Below are 19,075 nucleotides of genomic sequence, written 5' to 3' on the forward strand. Positions count from 1 at the left end.
GCAACCATGACTGACGATGCCCAGCGCTGGAAAAGCAAGTACCTGGAAAGCCTGGAACAACAAGAAAAGCTAGAACGCCGTTGGGATGCCCGGCTCGATCTGCTACGACGTGGCCTGGTGCGCAGTTCGCTGGCCGCCGAAGGCAGTGACAAGTCGGTTGACCAGTGCATGCAGGAGCTGCGCGACATTCTGCGTCGCGATGATATTGACGCCGGTCTGTCGGGGCTGATTCCTCGGCTGGAAAAAGCCGTGCTGGATTCGGAAAAGCGCCGCCAGGATCGCGTCGAACAGAACATCTCCGGCGTCACCAGCCTGACTGATCAATTGCTTGCTCTGGAGCCTCCGCGCGAAGTGCGCAAAGCGCTCAAGCAGTTTGCCAAGCGCATTGAAGAGCGTGCCAGCCAACCGCGTGAGCTGCCGGCACTGCTGAGTGAGTTGAGCAGCCTGCAGCAGCAAGCCTTGGCCGCGCTTGATGACGAGGCTACCCAGGCCCGTCCGGGGTTCCTCCAGCGCTTGTTTGGGGGCAAGGACGCTGCACCCGTTAGCTCCGCCGATAGCGAGCCGGCAACCGCTGATGATGCGCCGCCCGTTGTCCCTGTTCCAAACGCTGTCGCACAGCCTGAGCCTCTTGCGCAGGCGGTTGAACCAATGCTGAAGGCCAGCAGTGAAGCGGCTGCGGTTGTGGCGCCGGTCACGCCAAATCCCGCCCCTACGCCATCACTTGCTGCCGTAACGTCCATCGTCGCCGTGACGCCCGTGTCAGCTATGCCTGCCCAGGCCTCTGGGGACCCGGCGTATGCGCTGCCAGAAATTCCCGAGCCGGGTTACAGCGCTGTAGGGCCGCATATTGGCGATAGCCTGATGGGCTTGCTCGATGAGTTGGACTTGCCGGAGCGTCATCGGCCGCAGGGTGAGGTGTTGCGTCAGCGCGTGCAGGGTGGTTTGAACTGGTATGAGCTGGTGTCGGTGCTGGACGATCTGGCTGTGCTGGTCTTGGCCGTTACTGACAGCGGTCAGCGTGAGTTTGCCAGCTACCTCAAGCAGCTCAATGAGCGTCTGGCATCGTTTCTCAGCACCCTCAGCGAGGCTCACGAGGGCTACAGCGAGTCGGCGGAGAGTGCGCGCACGTTCAATCAGGAGCTGCGCGATCAGGTCAGCGGTTTGCAGGCCAGTGTGCAGGATGCGGTTGATCTACCGACGCTCAAGCAATCTCTGGAAGCTCGTCTGGATGGCTTACTCAGCACGGTCAGCGAGCACCAGAAGCAACGTGATGGCCATGAAGAGGCCGTGGCGCAGCGGTTGCAAAGCCTGACCCAGAAGGTTGCCGATATGGAGCAGGAAGCGCAGAGCTTCCGCGATCACCTCGAAGAGCAGCGGCAGAAAGCCCTGATCGACCCGCTCACCGGCCTACCCAACCGTGCCGGCTGGAGTGAGCGCCTTGAGCTGGAGATGGCACGCTGGAAACGCTATGGCGGCGAGTTGCTGCTGGCGGTACTGGATATTGACCACTTCAAGCGGATCAACGATGGCTACGGTCATCTGGCGGGCGACAAAGTATTGAAGATCATCGCCGGTGAGTTGGCCAAACGTTTGCGCAAGACAGACTTTATTGCCCGTTTTGGCGGTGAGGAATTTGTTCTGCTGATTCCTTCCACCCCGTTAGAGGGCGGTCACCAGCTGTTGCAAACCCTGCTGGATGGCGTGGAGCAGTGCCCTTTTCACTTTCGGGGAGAGCGCGTGACCATCACCCTGTCGGCCGGTCTGACGGCCTTTGCCAGTGGAGAAGACAGCGACAAGGTCTTCGAGCGGGCCGATCAGGCGCTGTATCGCGCCAAGAGCGGCGGGCGCAATCGGGTTGAACTGAACTGAGCCGATTCAGGCCACTGCGTGCAGGTAAGGCTTCCAGCTCTCCGGAATGCTGTCCAACTGCGGGTAGCCAAGGCTGCGCAGGTGTCCGCCCGCAAGTAAGAAAGGCGTATGGCGCAGCGCTTGCGGCACGTCACGCAGTTCCGGTAGCCAGAGGCTGACGTACTGCGCTTCAGGGTCATATTCACGGGCCTGGCGCAGGGCATTGAAGACACGGTTGTGCCGTGGGTCGTTGCCCACGCCGGCCAGGTAGGCCCAGTTACCCCAGTTGCTGGCCGGGTCGTAATCGATCAGATGCTCTTCAAACCAGGCCGCGCCGTGGCGCCAGTCCTGCTGTAAATCATTGATCAGGTAGCTGGCGACCACCTGACGACCGCGATTGGACATAAAGCCGGTGGCGGCCAGTTCGCGCATATTGGCATCCACTAGCGGCATGCCCGTGCGACCGCGTGACCAGTCATGAAAGCGCTGGTCCAGCTGCTGCGGTGCCCGTTCAGTGGCTTTCAGGCCGCCCGCCTTGAACAGTGCGCTGCCATGGCGAAGCAGGGTCCAGCGGAAGAAGTCGCGCCAGAGCATTTCGACCCATAGCCAATAGGTCGAATCATTGCGTTTGAACTGCGCTTCATGCCGACGCAGTTCGGCCACCACGCGGCGTGCCGAGAGGCTGCCGTTGGCCAACCAGGGTGAGAATTTTGAGGAGTACTCACTGCCTATCATGCCGTTGCGCGTGTCTTTGTATTGCCGTACCGCCTGGGTTTTCCACAAGTAGTCGCGTAACCGGCCCAGCGCCGCGGGTTCGCCGCCGGCGAATGGGAACGCACTGGCGGCCACGCTGAGCGGTTCGCCGAGGCCCAGCTGCGACAAGGTCGGCAGCGGCTGCATCAACGCCAGTGCACCATCTGGTAGCACCGGTAAGCGGTCGGGCGCATGGCGCGGTTGGAATACCTGCAGGCGCTCTTCCACTAGGCTGCGGAAGCGGCTGAACACATGTGGCAGCTGATCGACACTGAAGGGGAGTTCATCTGGGCGCAACAGATTGTTGGCGGGCGCCTGTTGCAACGTGACATCGCCGAGTTGTCGGGCGACGCGGGCCACCTGGGCACGTTCGTCTGGCGCGATTTCCTCCAGGGTCAGCACCTGATCCAGATTAAACTGGGCCACCAGTTGCGGGATCACCTGCTCCGCCTCGCCGATTACCAGCAGCAGATGTGAGCCGCGTTGGCGCAATTCACCTTCCAGCGCCACCAGGCTTTCCAGCAGAAAGCGCGCACGATGGACGCCCATGCGGCGCATGCCAAACGCGTTGAGTTGCAGCAGTGCTGGGTCCAGCACATACACCGGTAACAGGCATTCAGCCGTTAGGCCCGCCTGTAAGGCGGGGTGGTCATCAAGGCGTAGATCCTGTTTGAACCACAGCAGTGCGCGCATGGTGCTGGCCTCCTAAGCAATACAAAAACTGTACAAGATATCCATATTTGTACAGCTTCCAGTCTAGCAGCGCCAATTGTGTCTTGCCCGGGCAATAGACCAGCGCGGCAAATCTGCCGGATCAAAGGTCTTTTCTACGCCGACAGCTAACCGCAGGGCGCTGGTTGAGCGTGTGGCTGTGGTGCTCGGTGGCGAATGTGACTCAGCACGACCGCCATGCTTGCTAGGCCCCATGCCTGCGCACAATAAGGCGCGTTCGCATTGCAACGGCAACAGGCCCTAAACTCTGCCGATCAGTTGAGGAGTCACTATGGATATTTTCGGCATCGCTGCGTTGATCTTTCTGGTCACCGATCCCTTCGGCAATATCGCCATCTTTATCGCCGCATTGAAAAACGTACCGGCCAAACGTCGCCTATGGGTTGCAGCACGTGAGTTGCTGTTTGCGCTGGCGTTGTTGCTGCTGTTTCTTACCTTTGGTGACAAAGTGCTCAGCGCGCTGGGGCTGTCGCGGGAGGCAACTGCGATTGCCGGCGGTATCATCCTGTTTGTGATCGCCATGCGCCTGATCTTCCCTGGTCCGCAAGGGGTATTGGGTGATGTGCCGGATGGCGAGCCCATGCTGGTGCCACTGGCCACTCCGGCGGTTGCCGGGCCTTCCGCCCTGGCGGTGTTGATGACCCTGCGCAATACCCACGAGGGTGAGCTTTGGGAGCTCTATGCCGCCGTCGTGTTGGCCTGGGCGGCGACTGCATTCATTTTGCTGCAGGCTTCATGGCTGCAGCGGTTTCTCGGACCTCGCGGGTTGACCGCAGTGGAGCGGTTGATGGGCATGCTGTTGATCATGCTCAGCGTCGATATGCTGCTGGATAACCTGCAAAGCGTGTTGCATATCAGCCCATGAAAGCTCTCTGTTTAAGTATTCTGGTGCTATGGCTGGCCGGCTGTAGCAGCGGCCTGCGCATCGATGACAGCTATACCGCCACTGGGCAGAACAGCCGCGTGCAGTACATCGTGCTGCACTACACCTCTACCGACATGGCGCGCTCGCTGCAATTGCTGACCGAGACCGACGTCAGCAGTCATTACCTGATCGGCGAAGCCCCGCCGACCATCTACCGCCTGGTCGACGAGAACCGCCGTGCCTGGCATGCCGGTGACAGCCAGTGGCAGGGGCGGACCTGGCTCAATGGCACCACGATTGGCATCGAGCTGGTTAATCAGGGGTTTTATGACACGCCCAGCGGCCGTTACTGGCAGCCCTTTGCTCCGGCGCAGATCGACGCGCTGATCGAGCTGCTTAAAGACATCATGCAACGCCACCAACTGCCGCCTGGCAGCATCCTGGCGCACAGTGATGTCGCGCCGCAGCGCAAGGTTGACCCCGGTCCGCTGTTCCCCTGGAAACGCTTGGCCGATGCCGGTCTGATGCCTTGGCCGGATGCCAAGGCTGTGGCGCGTCAGCAGGCGCTGTTCAGCGCCAGTCTGCCAAGCGTGCAATGGTTTCAAGAGCAATTGATGCGGCAGGGCTACGCGGTGCCGCTGCATGGTGAGCTGGATCAAGCCACGCGCAATGTCATCGCGGCCTTTCAGATGAAATACCGCCCGGCACGCTATGACGGCGAGCCGGATGCTGAAACAGCGGCGCTTTTGGTAGTGCTGGCCGCAACGCTCTAAACCGAGGCCCGCAGCGTTGGTGATAAACGACCGCCGAAACAACGTGTGTTTCGGCGGTTTTTTATGTGTGCATGTTCGTTTCTAGACTGTGCATTCGATAATCGTTCTGCCGATGCTCTTTTGTCTGAAAATGTATACAAAGTTGTAGCCAAGAGCTTTTTGGTTTGTCTACATTAGTCGGACAAGAACAACAGCGAGTAACTCAGCATGACGACTTCACCTGTTACGCCGTCCTCCGCGCAGCGTCCGGAAGACGAAAACCTCGGTATCGGTGCCAACCTCGCCTATGGCCTGCAGCATGTGCTGACCATGTACGGCGGGATTGTCGCGGTTCCGTTGATTGTCGGTCAGGCGGCTGGACTGTCGCCGGCGGATATTGGTCTGCTGATTGCCGCCTCATTGTTTGCCGGTGGCCTGGCGACCCTGCTGCAAACCCTCGGCCTGCCGTTCTTCGGCTCGCAGCTGCCGCTGGTGCAGGGCGTGTCCTTTGCCGGTGTGGCGACCATGATCGCGATTATCGGCAGCGATGGTGCCGGCGGTCTCCCGGCAGTGTTCGGCGCGGTAATCGCGGCGTCGCTGATCGGCTTGCTGATCACGCCGGTGTTCTCACGCATCACCAAATTCTTCCCGCCGCTGGTCAATGGCATTGTCATCACCATCATTGGCCTGACGCTGATGCCGGTGGCGGCGCGCTGGGCCATGGGCGGTAACAGTGCCGCGGCGGATTTCGGTAGCATGGCCAATATCGGTCTGGCCGCGCTGACCCTGGTCACCGTGCTGCTGTTGAGCAAGCTGGGCAGTTCGAGCATCTCGCGCCTGTCGATCCTGCTGGCCATGGTCATCGGCACCCTGGTGGCCGTGGCCCTGGGTATGGCGGATTTTTCCAAGGTGACTGAAGGGCCGATGGTGGCGCTGCCCAGTCCATTCCATTTCGGCATGCCGACCTTCCATGTCGCGGCCATCATTTCGATGCTGATCGTGATCATTGTCACCTTGGTGGAAACCTCGGCGGACATCCTGGCGGTCGGTGACATCATCGAAACCAAGGTCGACTCCAAGCGCCTGGGCAACGGCCTGCGTGCGGACATGATCTCCAGCGTGTTTGCGCCGATCTTTGGCTCGTTCACCCAGAGTGCCTTTGCCCAGAACGTCGGCCTGGTGGCGGTGACCGGAGTGAAAAGCCGCTATGTAGTGGCCTCGGCCGGCTTGATTCTGGTGACCCTCGGCCTGCTGCCGGTGATGGGCCGTCTGGTCGCTGCCGTGCCCACGGCGGTGCTCGGCGGTGCGGGCGTGGTGCTGTTCGGCACCGTGGCGGCCAGCGGTATCCGTACCCTGTCCAAAGTTGATTACCGCAACAACATGAACCTGATCATCGTCGCCACTTCGATCGGTTTCGGCATGATCCCGATTGCTGCGCCGACCTTCTACCACCACTTCCCGGCCTGGTTCGAAACCATTTTCCATTCGGGCATCAGCTCGGCGGCGATCATGGCGATTGTGCTCAACCTGGCCTTCAACCACTTCAAAACCGGCAACTCGGACCAGCAATCGGTCTTCGTGGCCGGCCACGAGCGCACCCTGCGTTACCAGGATATTGCCGCACTGAACGATGGCGATTACTTCAAAGGCGGCAAACTGTTCGATGCCGAGGGCAAGGAAGTGCCGCTGATCAAGGAAGCGTCAGGGCACTAGCCGGGCTTGCCACCACGCGTTTAACGCGGCGTGGTGGCGATCAGGCGTGAGTCGGCCAGGGCGGCCGTGCGGTGTTCGGTGGCCGCGCGGTACTCCGGATCGGCAAGCATGCTGAGAAAGGCCGCCTTGGAGGGGTAGCGTACCAACAGCAGTTCATCCCACTGTTCACCCTCCGGGGCAATCAGGGCCGCCTGTGCGGCGGCCATGACCTGCACCTCACCCCCCACCCCGCGCACTTTGCGCAACGCCGTTTGGCTGTAGCGTGCATAGGCTTCGCGCCCGCTGCAGGGGATATGGCTGCTGCCGCTGGAGTAGCTGGCCTGGGCCTGAAAGCGCAGCAGGTTGAGCATCAGCAATGGCGTATCGTCGGCTACTGCAGCGCTAAAGGCAGCCAGTTGGGCAGGGCTTGGGTTGATGCTGGGCATGACAGCGCTCCTCATGTGTGGAGCGCCCAGTGTCGGCCTGCGTCGGCTCACAGGCAATCTGCATCAGCCAGGCTGATTGCGTGTAATCGAAGCCTTAAACCGGCAACGCCACATAAAACTGCGCACCCTGACCGGCGCGTGAATGCACGCCGATCTGTCCGCCATGCAGCTGGATGATTTCCTTGCACAGCGCGAGGCCGAGGCCGGCGCCGCCTTTCTTACGGCTGACCTGCACGAAGGGCTCGAAGATTCGCGCCTGCTGGCGATAGGGAATGCCCTCGCCGTTGTCTTCCACACTGAGCACCACCCGATCATCCTGCTGCCGTGCCTGCAGGCGGATCTGCCCGCCGGGGTGGCTGTGGCGTAGGGCGTTGCCGATCAGGTTATCGAGCACCCGCTCGATCTGCAGCGGATCGATCTGCACGTCCGGCAGATCGCCGTGCACTTCACAGGCCAGGCTGATCTGCAGCTCGTCGGCCTGGGTGGTGAAGCGTTGCTGGGTCTGTTGCAGCAGCGTGCCTAGGGCACAGTTAGAAAGCTCCAGGGTCTGCAGGCCATTCTGGTAGCGCGAGAAATTCAGCAGATCGTTGATCAGGCGCAGCAGGCGGTGCATTTCCTCATCCACGGTATTCAGTAGGTCGGCTTCACGGGATTCTGCGGCAAACTGCAGGCGCTCCTGCAGCAGGCCGAACGCCATCAGCATGCCGGTCACCGGCGTACGCAGCTCATGTGAGGCGCGCAGCACGAACTCGCTGCGCACCCGTTCAAAGGCGCGCTGCTCGGTGACATCGCGCAGCACCATCACCGCGCACATAAAGCGCCCTTCGCTGTGATGAACACCAGACAGGCTGTAGGCCAACACACGTTGCTCGCCATCGACCTCGGTCTGCACATCGTCCAGCACCTCATCCAGGCTTTCGCCCTGCAGTACCTTGTGCAACTGCTCGGCCAGATCGGCGCGATTCAGGGCCACGTCGAGGGTCTGCCCGAGCTGCTCGGCACCCCAGCTCAACTGGCGCAGGGCCACCGGGTTGACGTGCTCGACCCGGCCTGCGCAATCGAAGATCAGCAGGCCGTCGTCGATGCTGTCGAGCACCGCTTGCAGGCGCTGTTGCTCGGCCTGCAGGGCGGCCACATCGCTGCTCTTGAACTCGCGCAGGGCCTCGGCCATCAGGCCGAAGCGCTGGCTCAGGGCGGACATTTCCGCCACCGGGGTCAGGGGCAGGGTGACCTGAAAATCGCCCTGGCCAATCTGGTCGGCGGCCCGCGCCAATGCCTCGATGGGCCGGCCGAAGCGCTGGGCGATGCTGTGCGCGGTGACAAATCCGATCACCAACACGGCCAGGCCGATCAGCCCAAGCAGCCCGGCGATCAGCCAGGCACGTTCACGGGCGCGTGCTTCTTCCTGTTCCACGGCGCTGACGTAACGCATCTGCACGGCGTTGATCCGGTCGCGCAGGGCCTCAATGGCCCGGCCGAAGCTGTCATTGCTGAGCAACTCACGGCGCACGGTCAAGGGCTTGGCCAGCAGGTCATCAAAGCTGGCGTAGGCGCGCTCAATTTCGGCAACCGCCTGACGGTCGCTGTCATCGGTGGCGCTTTCGGCGGCGCGCTGTAGCCAGCGTTTGAACTGCTGATCGGAGGTTTTCAGGGCCTCGCGGTCGAGGTCCTCGGCGAGCAGCAGAATCACCTGTTTGCCCAGCTCCTGACGCAGGCCCAGGCTGGCATCGATGATCTGCAGGTTGCGGGTCATCGCCTGGCTCTGCACCTGGGTCAGCTGTAGCACGCTGAACATCCCCAATAACAACCCGACCAAGGCGACGGTAAGCAGCGCACTGCTGCTGATAAACAGCCGGCTGCGCAGGTTCACAGGCTGAGCTGCTTGCGTTTGCGGTACAGGGTTGAGGCATCGATGCCGAGGGTTTTCGCCGCCTGGTCGAGGCTGTCGCTGTTGGCCATCACGGCGCTGATATGGGCTTTTTCAAGGGCTTCCAGGCTCAGCTGGTCACCGATTTGTGGTGCACATGGGTTGGCCTGGGCGTTCAGCCCGAGGTGGCTGACCTGCACCAGTTCTTCGCTGCAGATGATGCTGGCGCGCTCAATCACGTTGCGCAGCTCGCGGATATTGCCCGGCCAGGCGTAGGTGAGCAGCGCCTCGCGCGCTTCCTCGCTGAAGTTGCGTGCCGGCCGGGCGTACTCGACGACAAAACGCGCGAGGAAACGCTCGGCCAGGTCGAGGATGTCCTCGCGACGCTCGCGCAGCGGCGGCAGGGTCAGGGTGATGACGTTTAGGCGATACAGCAGGTCTTCACGGAAGCGCCCTTGCTGGACCATTTCATCCAGGTTGAGGTTGGTGGCCGCGAGAATCCTTACATCGGCCTGGCGGGTCACCGGGTCGCCGATGCGTTCGTATTGCTTGTCCTGAATAAAACGCAGCAGCTTGGGCTGCAGCGCCAGTGGGAAGTCACCGATCTCATCGAGGAACAGGCTGCCACCATCGGCCTGGTTGACCCGCCCCAGGGTACTTTCGCTGGCACCGGTAAAGGCGCCGCGGTTATGCCCGAACAGCTCGCTTTCCATCAGCTCGGCGCTCAGCGACGGGCAGTTGATGGTGATGCAGGATTTCTTCGCGCGCTTGCTCCAGCGGTGAATGGCTTGCGCCAGCTCACCCTTGCCGGTGCCGGACTCGCCGAGAATCAGGATGTTGGCGTCGGTATCAGCCACCTGCTTGGCCGTCTGCAGCACCGCCATCAGCGCCGGACTCTGCGAGTCGAGGCCATCGCCGGGCTTGCGCACATAGCCTTCCAAACGCTCCAGGCGTTCAACCAGTTGGCGCGCTTCCAGCTGCTTGGCGGCGGCCAGGCGCAGCTGCTCCGGGCTGCAGGGCTTGACCAGATAATCCGCCGCGCCGGCCTGAATGGCATCCACCGCAGTGTCTACCGCCGAGTGCGCGGTGACGATCACTACACGCATCCAGGGCGCCTGCAGACGCATCTGCGCCAGCACCTCCAGGCCGTCGTCTGCGCCCAGGCGCAGATCGAGAAAGCACAGATCGAAAACCTGACGCAGCAGCAGGGCATCGGCCTGTGCTGCGCTGCTCGCGGTACTCACCTGATAACCCTGATCTTCCAGGCAGTAGCGGAAGGTGCGCAGGATGGCGGTCTCGTCATCCACCAGCAAAATGCGCCCCAGGCTGTGTTCTTCCGTGCTTGCGTGCATAGCCATCTCCTTCTTATCCCGCACGCAGTCATTGCGTGCACAGGGTTAGTCCGCGGCGCGTCGTGCAAGTTGCACGGCTGTTCTGTGGCGATCATGCAAGCTGCAAGCTTTGCGTGTGCGCTAATCAAGTTTAAGTAACTGATTTATAAGAATTTATTAAGATTGAAAAAGCTGGCATGCGGCTTGCGATCTATCAGTAACGACGGCGACAAACGGCCGTCTGCTTGATCGTTATCCATTGGAGGAACTGCCATGCATCAATTGAAAACTCTGGCCCTGGCCACTGCGACCGCCGGCCTGATCGGTCTGGCGCCTTTCGCTGCCTATGCTGCCGAGGGCGATGCCAGCCGCGAGCTGAGCGAGGCACGCCAGGAAGGCTCGATCTGGACCGCGTTTGCCCTTAACCGCCACCTCAACCCCTTCACCATCGATGTGGATGTGGAGAACGGCAGCGCCAAGCTGACCGGTAAGGTGGAAACCGATGTTGAGCGCGACCTGGCTGAGCAGATTGCCCTGGGTATCGAAGGGGTGAAAAAGGTCGACAACCAGCTGACCCTCGACCCGGCCTTTGAAGCCAAGGCCAGCGCCGAGCCGAACCTGTCGCAGCGTTTTGACGACGCGACCCTGGTCGCCACGGTGAAATCCAAGCTGCTGTGGAACAGCAATACCGAAGGTCTGGATATCAACGTTAATGCGGACAACGGCAAAGTCAGCCTGACCGGTAACGCGCAGACCGCTGAAGCCAAGGAACTGGCTGGTCGTTTGGCGGCCAACACCGATGGCGTGCGTGCAGTGAACAATCAGCTGAGCGTCAGCGCCACTGACAGCACCGCTGCCAAGGCGCAGAACGCCGCCGATGACACCGCTGCGGTGATCAGCGATGCGTGGATCACCAGCAAGGTGAAATCCAGCTTTATCTACAGCCGTAACCTCGACGGTCTGGATATTTCCGTCGACACCCAAAAGGGCATGGTCAGCCTCAGCGGCACCGTGCTGAGCAATGCCGAGAAGCAACTGGCGATTGAAACCGCCCGCAACATCCGTGGCGTGCGCGGCGTTGACGCCGATGCTCTGCGCATCGATAGCTAATTCATCCGGGCGTCGGCCATACCGGTCGCGGCCTGTTGTCTGAGGCTGCCTTGGCAGCCGCTACAACTCATAGGAGATCCACCATGACTGATAAAACAGAGCAACTTAACGAACTGATCGAAATCACCCGTGACGGCCAGCGCTTCTACCAGCACGCCCACGATGAAGTGAAGGACGTGCGCCTGCAGGTGCTGTTCCGTGACATGTCGCAGAGCAAGAGTGAGCTGATCCGCGCGCTGTCGGTAAAAGTTGCTGCCAACCAGGAAGTCCCGGCCAGCGGCGGCACCTTTGTCGGCAAGCTGCGTCAGGTTTACGCCGATACCAAAGCGACCCTGGTCAGCGACACCGAAGCCACCTACGTGTCGCAGTTGGAAGAAGCCGAAGACCGCATCCTGCATGCCTTCGAGGATGCTCTGGAAAGCGCCGAGCCAGATGTACAGGCTCTACTGACTGCAGAAATGCCGAAAGTGCGCGCCAACCATGACCGTATGCGTACCCTGAAACAGTCCATGCAGTAAGCCCGGTCCGGTGTGGTTTGCGCCACACCGGGTCTTACCGCGCCACGGCGCACACTGAGTAAACAAGGAGTATTGCCATGCTGAGTTGGGCCATTACCTTTCTGATTATCGCCATCATCGCTGCAGTCCTGGGCTTCGGTGGTATCGCCGGCACCGCCACGGGTATCGCGAAAATTCTCTTCGTGGTGTTCCTGGTGATGTTTGTCGTCTCGTTCATCATGGGCCGTCGCCCACGTGGATAGAGGAGCCGCTATGACCATCAAGACGCTGCTTGCCGCCCTCTTGCTGGGCGGCAGTGCGGCGGCTTTGGCCGCGGATACCGATGGCCAATTCCGCCTCAATGAACTGCTCGCCAGTGACCCTGCCTATCAGGAGACCTGGCAAGAACTGGTGGAAGACGAAAGCCGTTTGCCGGAGTGGGTGATGAACCTCAGCGGCATCGCCAGCCCCATGCAGGGCCTGGATGACGACGGCGACAAGTACCTGGTCGGCCAGCTGTGTGAAGCGCACAACTGCTTCAATCAGCGCCTCTACGTCGCCTTCAGCTGGGACAAGGAGGACGCCTACGCACTCTATGTGCAGCTGCCCGACGGCCTGCCGACGGACAAGGCACCCAGCCAGCACGCTACCCTGCGCTGGCTCGGCGAACCGGATGAAGCGACTCAGCAGTTGCTTCAAGAGCAGCTGAGAAGTGACCCGAACTGGTACTAAGAGTCTCTTTACGATCTGCTGCGCGTCGGCCCTGCTGCGTTAAAAACAGGCTCGGTAAGCCGCTTGCGGCTAACGCGCTTTAGCGCGGCCCGGAGGGCGAGTAGAACGAGTAATGCTCATGTACAACAGTACACTTCGCTTGATTCGCTGCGCTCACCCTACGGGCCAGCCGTTGGCTGTTACTCCGCTGCGCTACGTTTCTCGTCTGTTTTTGCCTTGCAGGACTCTAGCTCGCAAGCTCGTAAAAAGACTCTCTCCATCTCCTTTGTATAAGCCGCTGTATAAGCCGCGCTATCATCCCGCCCATTGATCTGGGGGAGAGACGGCATGCTCAATTGGCTGTGGCTGGGGTTTTTCGTGGTGGCGGCCATTGCCGGCCTGTCGCGCTGGTTGCTCGGTGACGACCCGGCGGTGTTCGCTGCCATGGTCGAAAGCCTGTTTGCCATGGCCAAGCTGTCGGTCGAGGTCATGGTGCTGCTGTTCGGCACCCTGACCTTGTGGCTCGGCCTGCTGCGTATCGCTGAAAAAGCCGGCCTGGTCGATGCTCTGGCGCGCATGCTCGGCCCACTGTTTGCGCGGTTGATGCCGGAAGTACCGCGCGGCCATCCGGCCCTCGGCCTGATCACCATGAACTTCGCCGCCAATGGCCTGGGCCTGGATAACGCCGCCACGCCGATTGGCCTGAAAGCCATGCGCGCCCTGCAAACGCTCAACCCCAGCAGCACCACGGCGAGTAATGCGCAAATCCTGTTTCTGGTGCTTAACGCCTCGTCGCTGACCCTGCTGCCGGTGACCATCTTTATGTACCGCGCCCAGCAAGGTGCTCCCGATCCGACTTTGGTGTTTCTGCCGATCCTGCTGGCCACCAGTGCTTCTACCCTGGTCGGCCTGCTGTCGGTGGCGCTGATGCAGCGCCTGCGCCTCTGGGACCCGGTGGTGCTGGCGTACCTGATCCCCGGCGCGCTGCTGCTCGGCAGCTTTATGGCCGTGCTGGCGACCATGTCCGCCACGGCGCTGGCGGCCCTGTCGTCGCTGGCCGGCAACCTCACCCTGTTCGGCATCATCATGCTGTTTCTGCTGCTCGGCGCGCTGAAGAAGGTGGCGGTGTACGAGGAGTTTGTCGAAGGCGCCAAAGAAGGCTTCGACGTGGCCAAGAGCCTGCTGCCCTACCTGGTGGCGATGCTCTGCGCGATTGGCGTATTGCGTGCGTCCGGCGCCTTGGAATTCGGCCTCGACGGCATTCGTTGGCTGGTCGAGGTGTTCGGTTGGGATACGCGCTTTGTCGAAGCACTGCCCACCGCGCTGGTCAAGCCGTTCTCCGGCAGCGCAGCGCGCGCCATGCTGATCGAAACCATGCAGACCCAGGGCGTCGACAGCTTTCCCGCGCTGGTCGCCGCGACCATTCAGGGCAGCACGGAAACCACCTTCTACGTGCTGGCAGTGTACTTCGGTGCGGTGGGCATCCAGCGTGTGCGCCACGCCGTGGGCTGTGCGCTGCTGGCTGAGTTTGCTGGCGTGGTGGCGGCGATCTTCGTCTGCTACTGGTTCTTCGGCTAAGCATTTAGCTCCCCTCTCCCACGTGTGGGAGAGGGGCTGGGGGAGAGGGTGAAAAAACACCAAGCCCTCTCCCTAACCCTCTCCCGTAAACGGGAGAGGGAATAAAAGGCACCCACCGCTAAGCCGCTACTCCACCACCTTAAACCGCAGCACCCCAATCATCTGCCCGGCTTCGGTCAGTACCTGCACCTGCCAGCGGCCTACGGCGTCGGCGGGGAAGTTCTGTTTGTGGGTCCAGGCGCGGTAGCCTTCCTTGCGCCCGCCGTGGATATCCAGGGCGATGCGCTCGACCTCGCCGCCATCGCGACGCCAGACGTGATAAATCCGCTCATTCAGCCCACGCGGTGCGTTGATCGCGGTGTAGGCGAACAGGCCCTGACTGCGCAGCTGCGCCACGCTCAGTTCCTTGATGCTTTCGCCCGGCGCGCGGTTCTGGTTGTCGAATTCACTGGTGACCGCCACCTCGGTTAGCCACAAGGTCGCCGGTGGCACCCAGGTGCGCGCCAACCAGCCGCCTGCGCCGATGGCCAGGGTCATGCCCACCAACAGCAGGCCACGCCACCAACGGCGCACGGTGATGATCGCGAACAGCGAGGGAAACGACAGCAATACCGCCGCCGCCAGTGCCAGCTGATAGCTCTGCGGGGTGGTCAGTTTGAAGATGATCGGCAGCGCGGTGAGCAGCACCGCGAACAGCGCCAGGGTGTGATAGGCGAGAAACAGCCAGCGCTTAGGCGCCAGCCACTTGTAGTACAGCGGATCAATGATCGAAATCAGCGCCGCGCAAGCCAATAGGCCGCTGAACAGCAACTGGCCGCTGTTCCAGGTGGTGGTGATAAAGAAGAACGGCAGAACGAAGAACAGGCTCTCCTGGTGGATCATCTGCGTGGCATAGCGCAGCAGCGGCGGCGGTAACTCGAAACCGAACCACTGGGCGATGCGCTCGCGCAGGATGTTTTCCAGAATCAGCCACAACCAGCTGACCAGCATCACCAGCGCCAGCACCTGCGCCAGTCCGGCATGCCGCTCGACCAGCAGAAAGCTCGCCAACCCCGAGGCAAAGCCAAAGATCGCCACCATCCCCGGATTGCGCTGAATCAGGGCGATCAGTTTGAACACCTGTTGTTTCACTGCTTGCATGGGACGTCCGATTACTCCGACCACACGGCCAGACGATTACCACTGGGATCGCTGAACTCGAAGCGTCGCCCGCCGGGGAAGCTGAAAATTTCCTGAGTGATCTGCCCACCTGCCGCCGCCACCTGGGTGCACACAGCCTGCAGATCCGTGGCGTAGATCACCACCAGCGGCCCGCTACCCGCTGCGCTGTCAGTGGTAAAGCCGCCCTTCATGCGCCCGTCGGTAAAGCTGCTGTAGTGCGGGCCGTAGTCGGTAAAGCGCCAGCCAAAGACCTGTTCATAAAAATGCTTGAGCGCCGGCAGGTCGACGGCGGCGAACTCGATGTAGTCGATACGCAGATTCTGTTCGGCTTGGCTCATGGCGGCATACCTGGGCAAATGGCGGGGCGCAGAGCATAGCGCGCCCAGCCGGCCAGGGCACACGCATCTGTCGCCTTTCGCCACGCTGTTTGGCCAGCCTTGCCACTGCCTCCGCGCAACCCGCTGGATAGCCTGTAATGGGGTATCACAGTCGTTAGAAATGCAGCACTCGCACCTTTGTGCGGTGCTGGGTACGGAGAGGGAAATGCGTGTTTTGATCACCGGCGCCGCTGGCTATATTGGCCAGCAGCTGCTTAACCAATTGGCCATACAGCACCCGCAGTGGACGCTGATTGCCGCTGATATCCGCCCGCAAAGCCGCGCGGGGCTAAAACTGAATATCGAACCGGTACTGCTTGATACCAGCAACTCAGCCGCCGTGGCGAGTTGTGTCGCCACTTGGCGGCCGCAGGCGATCGTTCATCTGGCCTCGGTGGTCACACCGCCGCTAGGCATGAGCGAAGAACAGCTGCATGCCATCGATGTCGGCGGTACCCAATCGTTGATCCAGGCGGCTGCGGCCCATGGCGTCGAACAGTTGATCGTTACCAGCTCCGGCGCCGCCTACGGCTATGATCCACAGAATGCCGAGTGGCTGGATGAAGACCAGCCGCTGCGCGGCCATGCACAGTTCGCCTACGCCAAGCACAAACGTGAAGTGGAGATGCTGCTGGCCGAGGCCCGCACGCAGCACCCGCACCTCAAGCAGCTGGTGCTGCGCCCCGGCACCATTCTTGGCAAACAGGTGAACAACCAGATCACCGAGCTGTTCAAAAAGCCGTCAGTGCTGGGTATTCGCGGCAGCGATAGCCGCTTCGTATTTATCTGGGATCAGGATGTGGTGGACATCATCTGCCGCGGCCTGCGCCAGCAGAGCGCCGGCATCTTCAACCTGGCCGGCGATGGCGCGCTATCGCTCAAGGAAATCGCCGAACTGCTTAACAAACCCTACCGCGCCCTGCCAGCCTGGCTGATCCGCGCCGCGTTGCACGTGCTAAAGCCACTGGGCTTAAGCCCCTACGGTCCTGAGCAAGTGGATTTTCTGCGTTATCGCCCGGTGCTGAGTAACCGCCGGCTGAAACAGAACTTCGGCTTTAGCCCACGCTATAGCTCGCGCGAAGCGTTTCTGGCGTTTTTACGAGTGCAGGGGATTTAGCCTGCGGTTATTGCGCTTTCTGCCGCGCCCGATACTCGCCTGGCGTTAACCCAGTCCATTGGCGAAACGCGCGAAAGAACACGCTGGGTTCCGAGTAGCCCAGCAGCAGGGCGATTTCTGCGGCGGGTAAGTCGCCGGTGCTGAGGTGTTGTTCGGCCAGTTGCTGGCGGGTGTCATTCAGCAGTTGCTGGTAGTTGCAGCCTTCATCGGCCAGGCGCCGTTGCAGGGTGCGTTCGCTCAGGTGCAGATGGCGCGCCAGCTCGCTGCGGTCCGGCTCGCCGCGCGCCAGTTGTTCACCGAGCAGGGCGACCACACGGGCGCTTAGCCCTTCGCTGGGCAGACGTGCGAGCAGGGCTTCGGCATGCTGGCGCAGCAGGTTTTGCAATGGCGGGTTGGCCTGGATCAGCGGCGCTTTGGCCAGGCTGCGCGGCAGAACGATGCCGTAATCACTGGCGGCAAATTGCAGCGGGCAGGCGAAAGTCTCGCGGTAGCTGTCCAGCGTCGGCGGTTCGGGGTGAACAAACTGCGCGCGCAGCAGCTGCCAGTTATCCAGCAGCGGGTGCAGCATCTGCACCCAGCAGGCCATCAGCGCCAGGACGCGGGTGCGGGTGGCCGGCAGCTCGGGATGCAGCGGGCGGTAGAGCAGCTGCAGCTCCTCGCCTTGTTCGCGCAGTTGTACTTCGCCGCCCTCGCCCACTAGGCGCTGATAGCGCAGCCCGGCGGCCAGCGCGTCGCCGAGGGTCGGACTACTCTGCAAGAGGTAACCGAGCACGCTGAACGGGCCAGGGGCGAGGTTGCAGCCCAGGGCCAGGCCGGGTTCCGCATGTTCGATACGGCTGAGGTGTTGCCACAGTTGTTCCTGAGTGGCGAAAGGCACGCGCGCATCGGGGTCGCTGAGTTGGCTGTCGTGCAGTTCGCAGGCGCTCATCAATTGAGCGCGATCAACGCCCAGGCGGCTGGCGGCATGCAGCACCGCCAGAGTGATGCTGGCGCTAACCGAGGTGTGGAGTGAGTCGAGTGGGTTCTTGGGCATGGCTTGATTCTGCCCAAAGCTGTGGCCTGAAGGTAGCGTTAAGACGTCTAGGGTTTGTTCCATTCGCGCCGCCGCGAACGAAACGGCAACAGACCCTCGCTAACACTTGGTTACCAGGGGAGCGGGTATTACTCCGTGCAACCTGTGGCTGAGCGGTTAGACTCTTGCTCTATGGACGCACTCAAAAGGTGCGTTCGGCTTAAAAATAAACAGAAAAGGAGAACTCCCATGAAAGGTAAATCCCTGGCATGGGCCCTGTCCGCTGCACTCGCAGGTATTACCCTGAGCAGCGCCGTACAGGCCGAAGAGAAATTCGTCACCATCGGCACCGGTGGTCAAACCGGCGTTTATTACGTTGCCGGTCAATCGATCTGCCGTTTCCTCAATCGCGGTGCGGCTGAGCACGGTATCAAGTGCAACGCGCCAGCCAGCGGCGGCGGCGTGGCCAACGTCAACGGCATCCGCAGTGGCGAATTCAATTTCGGCATCATGCAGTCAGATCACCAGTTCAAGGCCATGAAGGGCGTTGCGCCGTTCGAGAAAGAAGGCGCCATGGAGGACATCCGTGCGGTGTTCTCGCTGCAGAGTGAGGTGTTCACCATCCTCGCCCGCCGTGATGCCAACATCGCCAGCTTCGATGACCTCAAAGGCAAGCGCGTAAACATCGGCAACCCAGGTTCCGGTCAGCGCGACACCCTGGAAGAGATCATGCAGGTCAAGGGCTGGGATCGTTCCGCCTTCTCCCTGGCCGCCGAGCTGAAGCCGGCTGAGCAGGCTTCTGCCCTGGGCGACAACAATATCGACGCGATGACCTACTTCGTTGGCCATCCGAATGGCGCGATCCAGGAAGCCACCACCACCACCGACGCGGTACTGGTGCCGGTGACCGGTGCGGAAATCGACAAGCTGCTGGCCGAGAAGAGCTACTACACCAAAGCCGATATCCCAGGCGGCGTTTACAAGGGCAGCGATGCGCCAACCCCTTCGATTGGCGGCAAGGCGGTGCTTTCCACCTCGGCCAATGCCAGCCCGGAAGTGGTTTACCAGCTGGTTAAATCGGTCTTCGACAACATTGATCGCTTCAAGCGTCTGCACCCTGCATTTGCCGACCTGAAAGAAGCAGACATGATCAAAGTCGGCCTCAGCGCCCCGCTGCACGAAGGCGCCGTGCGTTATTACAAAGAGCGCGGCTGGTTGTAAGCAGC

At 61.4% G+C, this 19,075-nt stretch carries 18 protein-coding genes; 11 read left to right on the forward strand and 7 right to left on the reverse strand.

Translation table 11 applies throughout. The features are described from left to right. The first annotated feature begins 6 nt into the window (after window positions 1-6). On the forward strand, window positions 7-1,869 hold the full coding sequence (locus BLO50_RS15280) for a sensor domain-containing diguanylate cyclase (protein ID WP_090254432.1): 1,863 nt from the start codon (window positions 7-9) through the stop codon (window positions 1,867-1,869). Window positions 1,870-1,875: 6 nt separating this feature from the next. Here the strand turns inward: BLO50_RS15280 and BLO50_RS15285 are convergent, their stop codons facing one another. Next, complete coding sequence (locus tag BLO50_RS15285) at window positions 1,876-3,294, reverse strand: DASH family cryptochrome (protein ID WP_090254434.1); 1,419 nt, start codon at window positions 3,292-3,294, stop codon at window positions 1,876-1,878. Between the two features lie 310 nt (window positions 3,295-3,604). Here BLO50_RS15285 and BLO50_RS15290 point away from each other — a divergent pair, with 310 nt between their 5' ends. The 3 genes from BLO50_RS15290 (at window position 3,605) to BLO50_RS15300 (ending at window position 6,663) form a co-directional block, all read left to right on the forward strand. After that, the gene (locus tag BLO50_RS15290; protein ID WP_090254436.1) at window positions 3,605-4,198 is read left to right on the forward strand and encodes a MarC family protein; all 594 of its coding nucleotides are present in this window, start codon (window positions 3,605-3,607) and stop codon (window positions 4,196-4,198) included. Further along, window positions 4,195-4,971: an N-acetylmuramoyl-L-alanine amidase gene (locus BLO50_RS15295; protein WP_090254437.1), complete on the forward strand. Its 777-nt coding sequence runs from the start codon at window positions 4,195-4,197 to the stop codon at window positions 4,969-4,971. The genes BLO50_RS15290 and BLO50_RS15295 overlap by 4 nt, the downstream gene beginning before the upstream one ends. Before the next feature lie 207 nt (window positions 4,972-5,178). After that, entirely contained in the window at window positions 5,179-6,663 is a 1,485-nt protein-coding gene (locus tag BLO50_RS15300) for a nucleobase:cation symporter-2 family protein (RefSeq protein WP_090254439.1), read from the forward strand. A gap of 20 nt (window positions 6,664-6,683) precedes the next feature. Here BLO50_RS15300 and BLO50_RS15305 read toward each other — a convergent pair whose 3' ends face one another. From BLO50_RS15305 to algB, 3 genes are all read right to left on the reverse strand, one after another. After that, the gene (locus tag BLO50_RS15305; RefSeq protein WP_090254441.1) at window positions 6,684-7,088 is read right to left on the reverse strand and encodes a DUF1330 domain-containing protein; all 405 of its coding nucleotides are present in this window, start codon (window positions 7,086-7,088) and stop codon (window positions 6,684-6,686) included. A 94-nt stretch (window positions 7,089-7,182) separates the two neighbouring features. After that, window positions 7,183-8,958, reverse strand: a complete 1,776-nt coding sequence (locus BLO50_RS15310; RefSeq protein WP_090254442.1) for a KinB sensor domain-containing domain — start codon at window positions 8,956-8,958, stop codon at window positions 7,183-7,185. Continuing rightward, window positions 8,955-10,307, reverse strand: a complete 1,353-nt coding sequence (algB, locus tag BLO50_RS15315) for a sigma-54-dependent response regulator transcription factor AlgB (RefSeq protein WP_090254443.1) — start codon at window positions 10,305-10,307, stop codon at window positions 8,955-8,957. Before algB ends, BLO50_RS15310 begins: the two co-directional genes overlap by 4 nt. Window positions 10,308-10,559: 252 nt before the next feature. Here algB and BLO50_RS15320 point away from each other — a divergent pair, with 252 nt between their 5' ends. From BLO50_RS15320 to BLO50_RS15340, 5 genes are all read left to right on the forward strand, one after another. Next, a complete protein-coding gene (locus tag BLO50_RS15320; RefSeq protein WP_090254445.1) occupies window positions 10,560-11,396 on the forward strand; it encodes a BON domain-containing protein in 837 nt (278 codons plus the stop codon). An 83-nt stretch (window positions 11,397-11,479) separates the two neighbouring features. Further along, window positions 11,480-11,914: a ferritin-like domain-containing protein gene (locus BLO50_RS15325; RefSeq protein WP_090254447.1), complete on the forward strand. Its 435-nt coding sequence runs from the start codon at window positions 11,480-11,482 to the stop codon at window positions 11,912-11,914. A gap of 77 nt (window positions 11,915-11,991) precedes the next feature. Beyond that, entirely contained in the window at window positions 11,992-12,156 is a 165-nt protein-coding gene (locus BLO50_RS15330; RefSeq protein WP_069521449.1) for a DUF1328 domain-containing protein, read from the forward strand. Between the two features lie 10 nt (window positions 12,157-12,166). Further along, window positions 12,167-12,625 carry an inhibitor of vertebrate lysozyme family protein gene (locus BLO50_RS15335; protein ID WP_090254450.1) on the forward strand — a complete coding sequence of 153 codons (459 nt, stop codon included), beginning with the start codon at window positions 12,167-12,169 and terminating at the stop codon, window positions 12,623-12,625. Between the two features lie 327 nt (window positions 12,626-12,952). Beyond that, window positions 12,953-14,182, forward strand: coding sequence for a nucleoside recognition domain-containing protein (locus BLO50_RS15340; protein ID WP_090254452.1), 1,230 nt, complete (start codon window positions 12,953-12,955; stop codon window positions 14,180-14,182). Between the two features lie 126 nt (window positions 14,183-14,308). Here the strand turns inward: BLO50_RS15340 and BLO50_RS15345 are convergent, their stop codons facing one another. Both BLO50_RS15345 and BLO50_RS15350 read right to left on the reverse strand, forming a co-directional pair. Next, window positions 14,309-15,322 carry a DUF5924 family protein gene (locus BLO50_RS15345; RefSeq protein WP_090254454.1) on the reverse strand — a complete coding sequence of 338 codons (1,014 nt, stop codon included), beginning with the start codon at window positions 15,320-15,322 and terminating at the stop codon, window positions 14,309-14,311. Window positions 15,323-15,333: 11 nt separating this feature from the next. Then, window positions 15,334-15,681 carry a VOC family protein gene (locus BLO50_RS15350; protein WP_090254456.1) on the reverse strand — a complete coding sequence of 116 codons (348 nt, stop codon included), beginning with the start codon at window positions 15,679-15,681 and terminating at the stop codon, window positions 15,334-15,336. A 205-nt stretch (window positions 15,682-15,886) separates the two neighbouring features. Here BLO50_RS15350 and BLO50_RS15355 point away from each other — a divergent pair, with 205 nt between their 5' ends. Continuing rightward, a complete protein-coding gene (locus tag BLO50_RS15355) occupies window positions 15,887-16,837 on the forward strand; it encodes an SDR family oxidoreductase (protein ID WP_090254458.1) in 951 nt (316 codons plus the stop codon). A gap of 7 nt (window positions 16,838-16,844) precedes the next feature. Here the strand turns inward: BLO50_RS15355 and BLO50_RS15360 are convergent, their stop codons facing one another. Continuing rightward, the gene (locus BLO50_RS15360; RefSeq protein ID WP_090254460.1) at window positions 16,845-17,870 is read right to left on the reverse strand and encodes an AraC family transcriptional regulator; all 1,026 of its coding nucleotides are present in this window, start codon (window positions 17,868-17,870) and stop codon (window positions 16,845-16,847) included. A gap of 228 nt (window positions 17,871-18,098) precedes the next feature. On the opposite strand from BLO50_RS15360, the gene BLO50_RS15365 reads away from it, so the two are divergent. Beyond that, window positions 18,099-19,070 (forward strand): TAXI family TRAP transporter solute-binding subunit, encoded by a 972-nt coding sequence (locus BLO50_RS15365; RefSeq protein ID WP_090254462.1) that lies wholly within the window; start codon window positions 18,099-18,101, stop codon window positions 19,068-19,070. Window positions 19,071-19,075 lie beyond the last annotated feature (5 nt).

The sequence above is a fragment of the Pseudomonas peli genome, from assembly GCF_900099645.1.
In the GTDB taxonomy this organism is placed as follows: Bacteria; Pseudomonadota; Gammaproteobacteria; order Pseudomonadales; family Pseudomonadaceae; genus Aquipseudomonas; species Aquipseudomonas peli.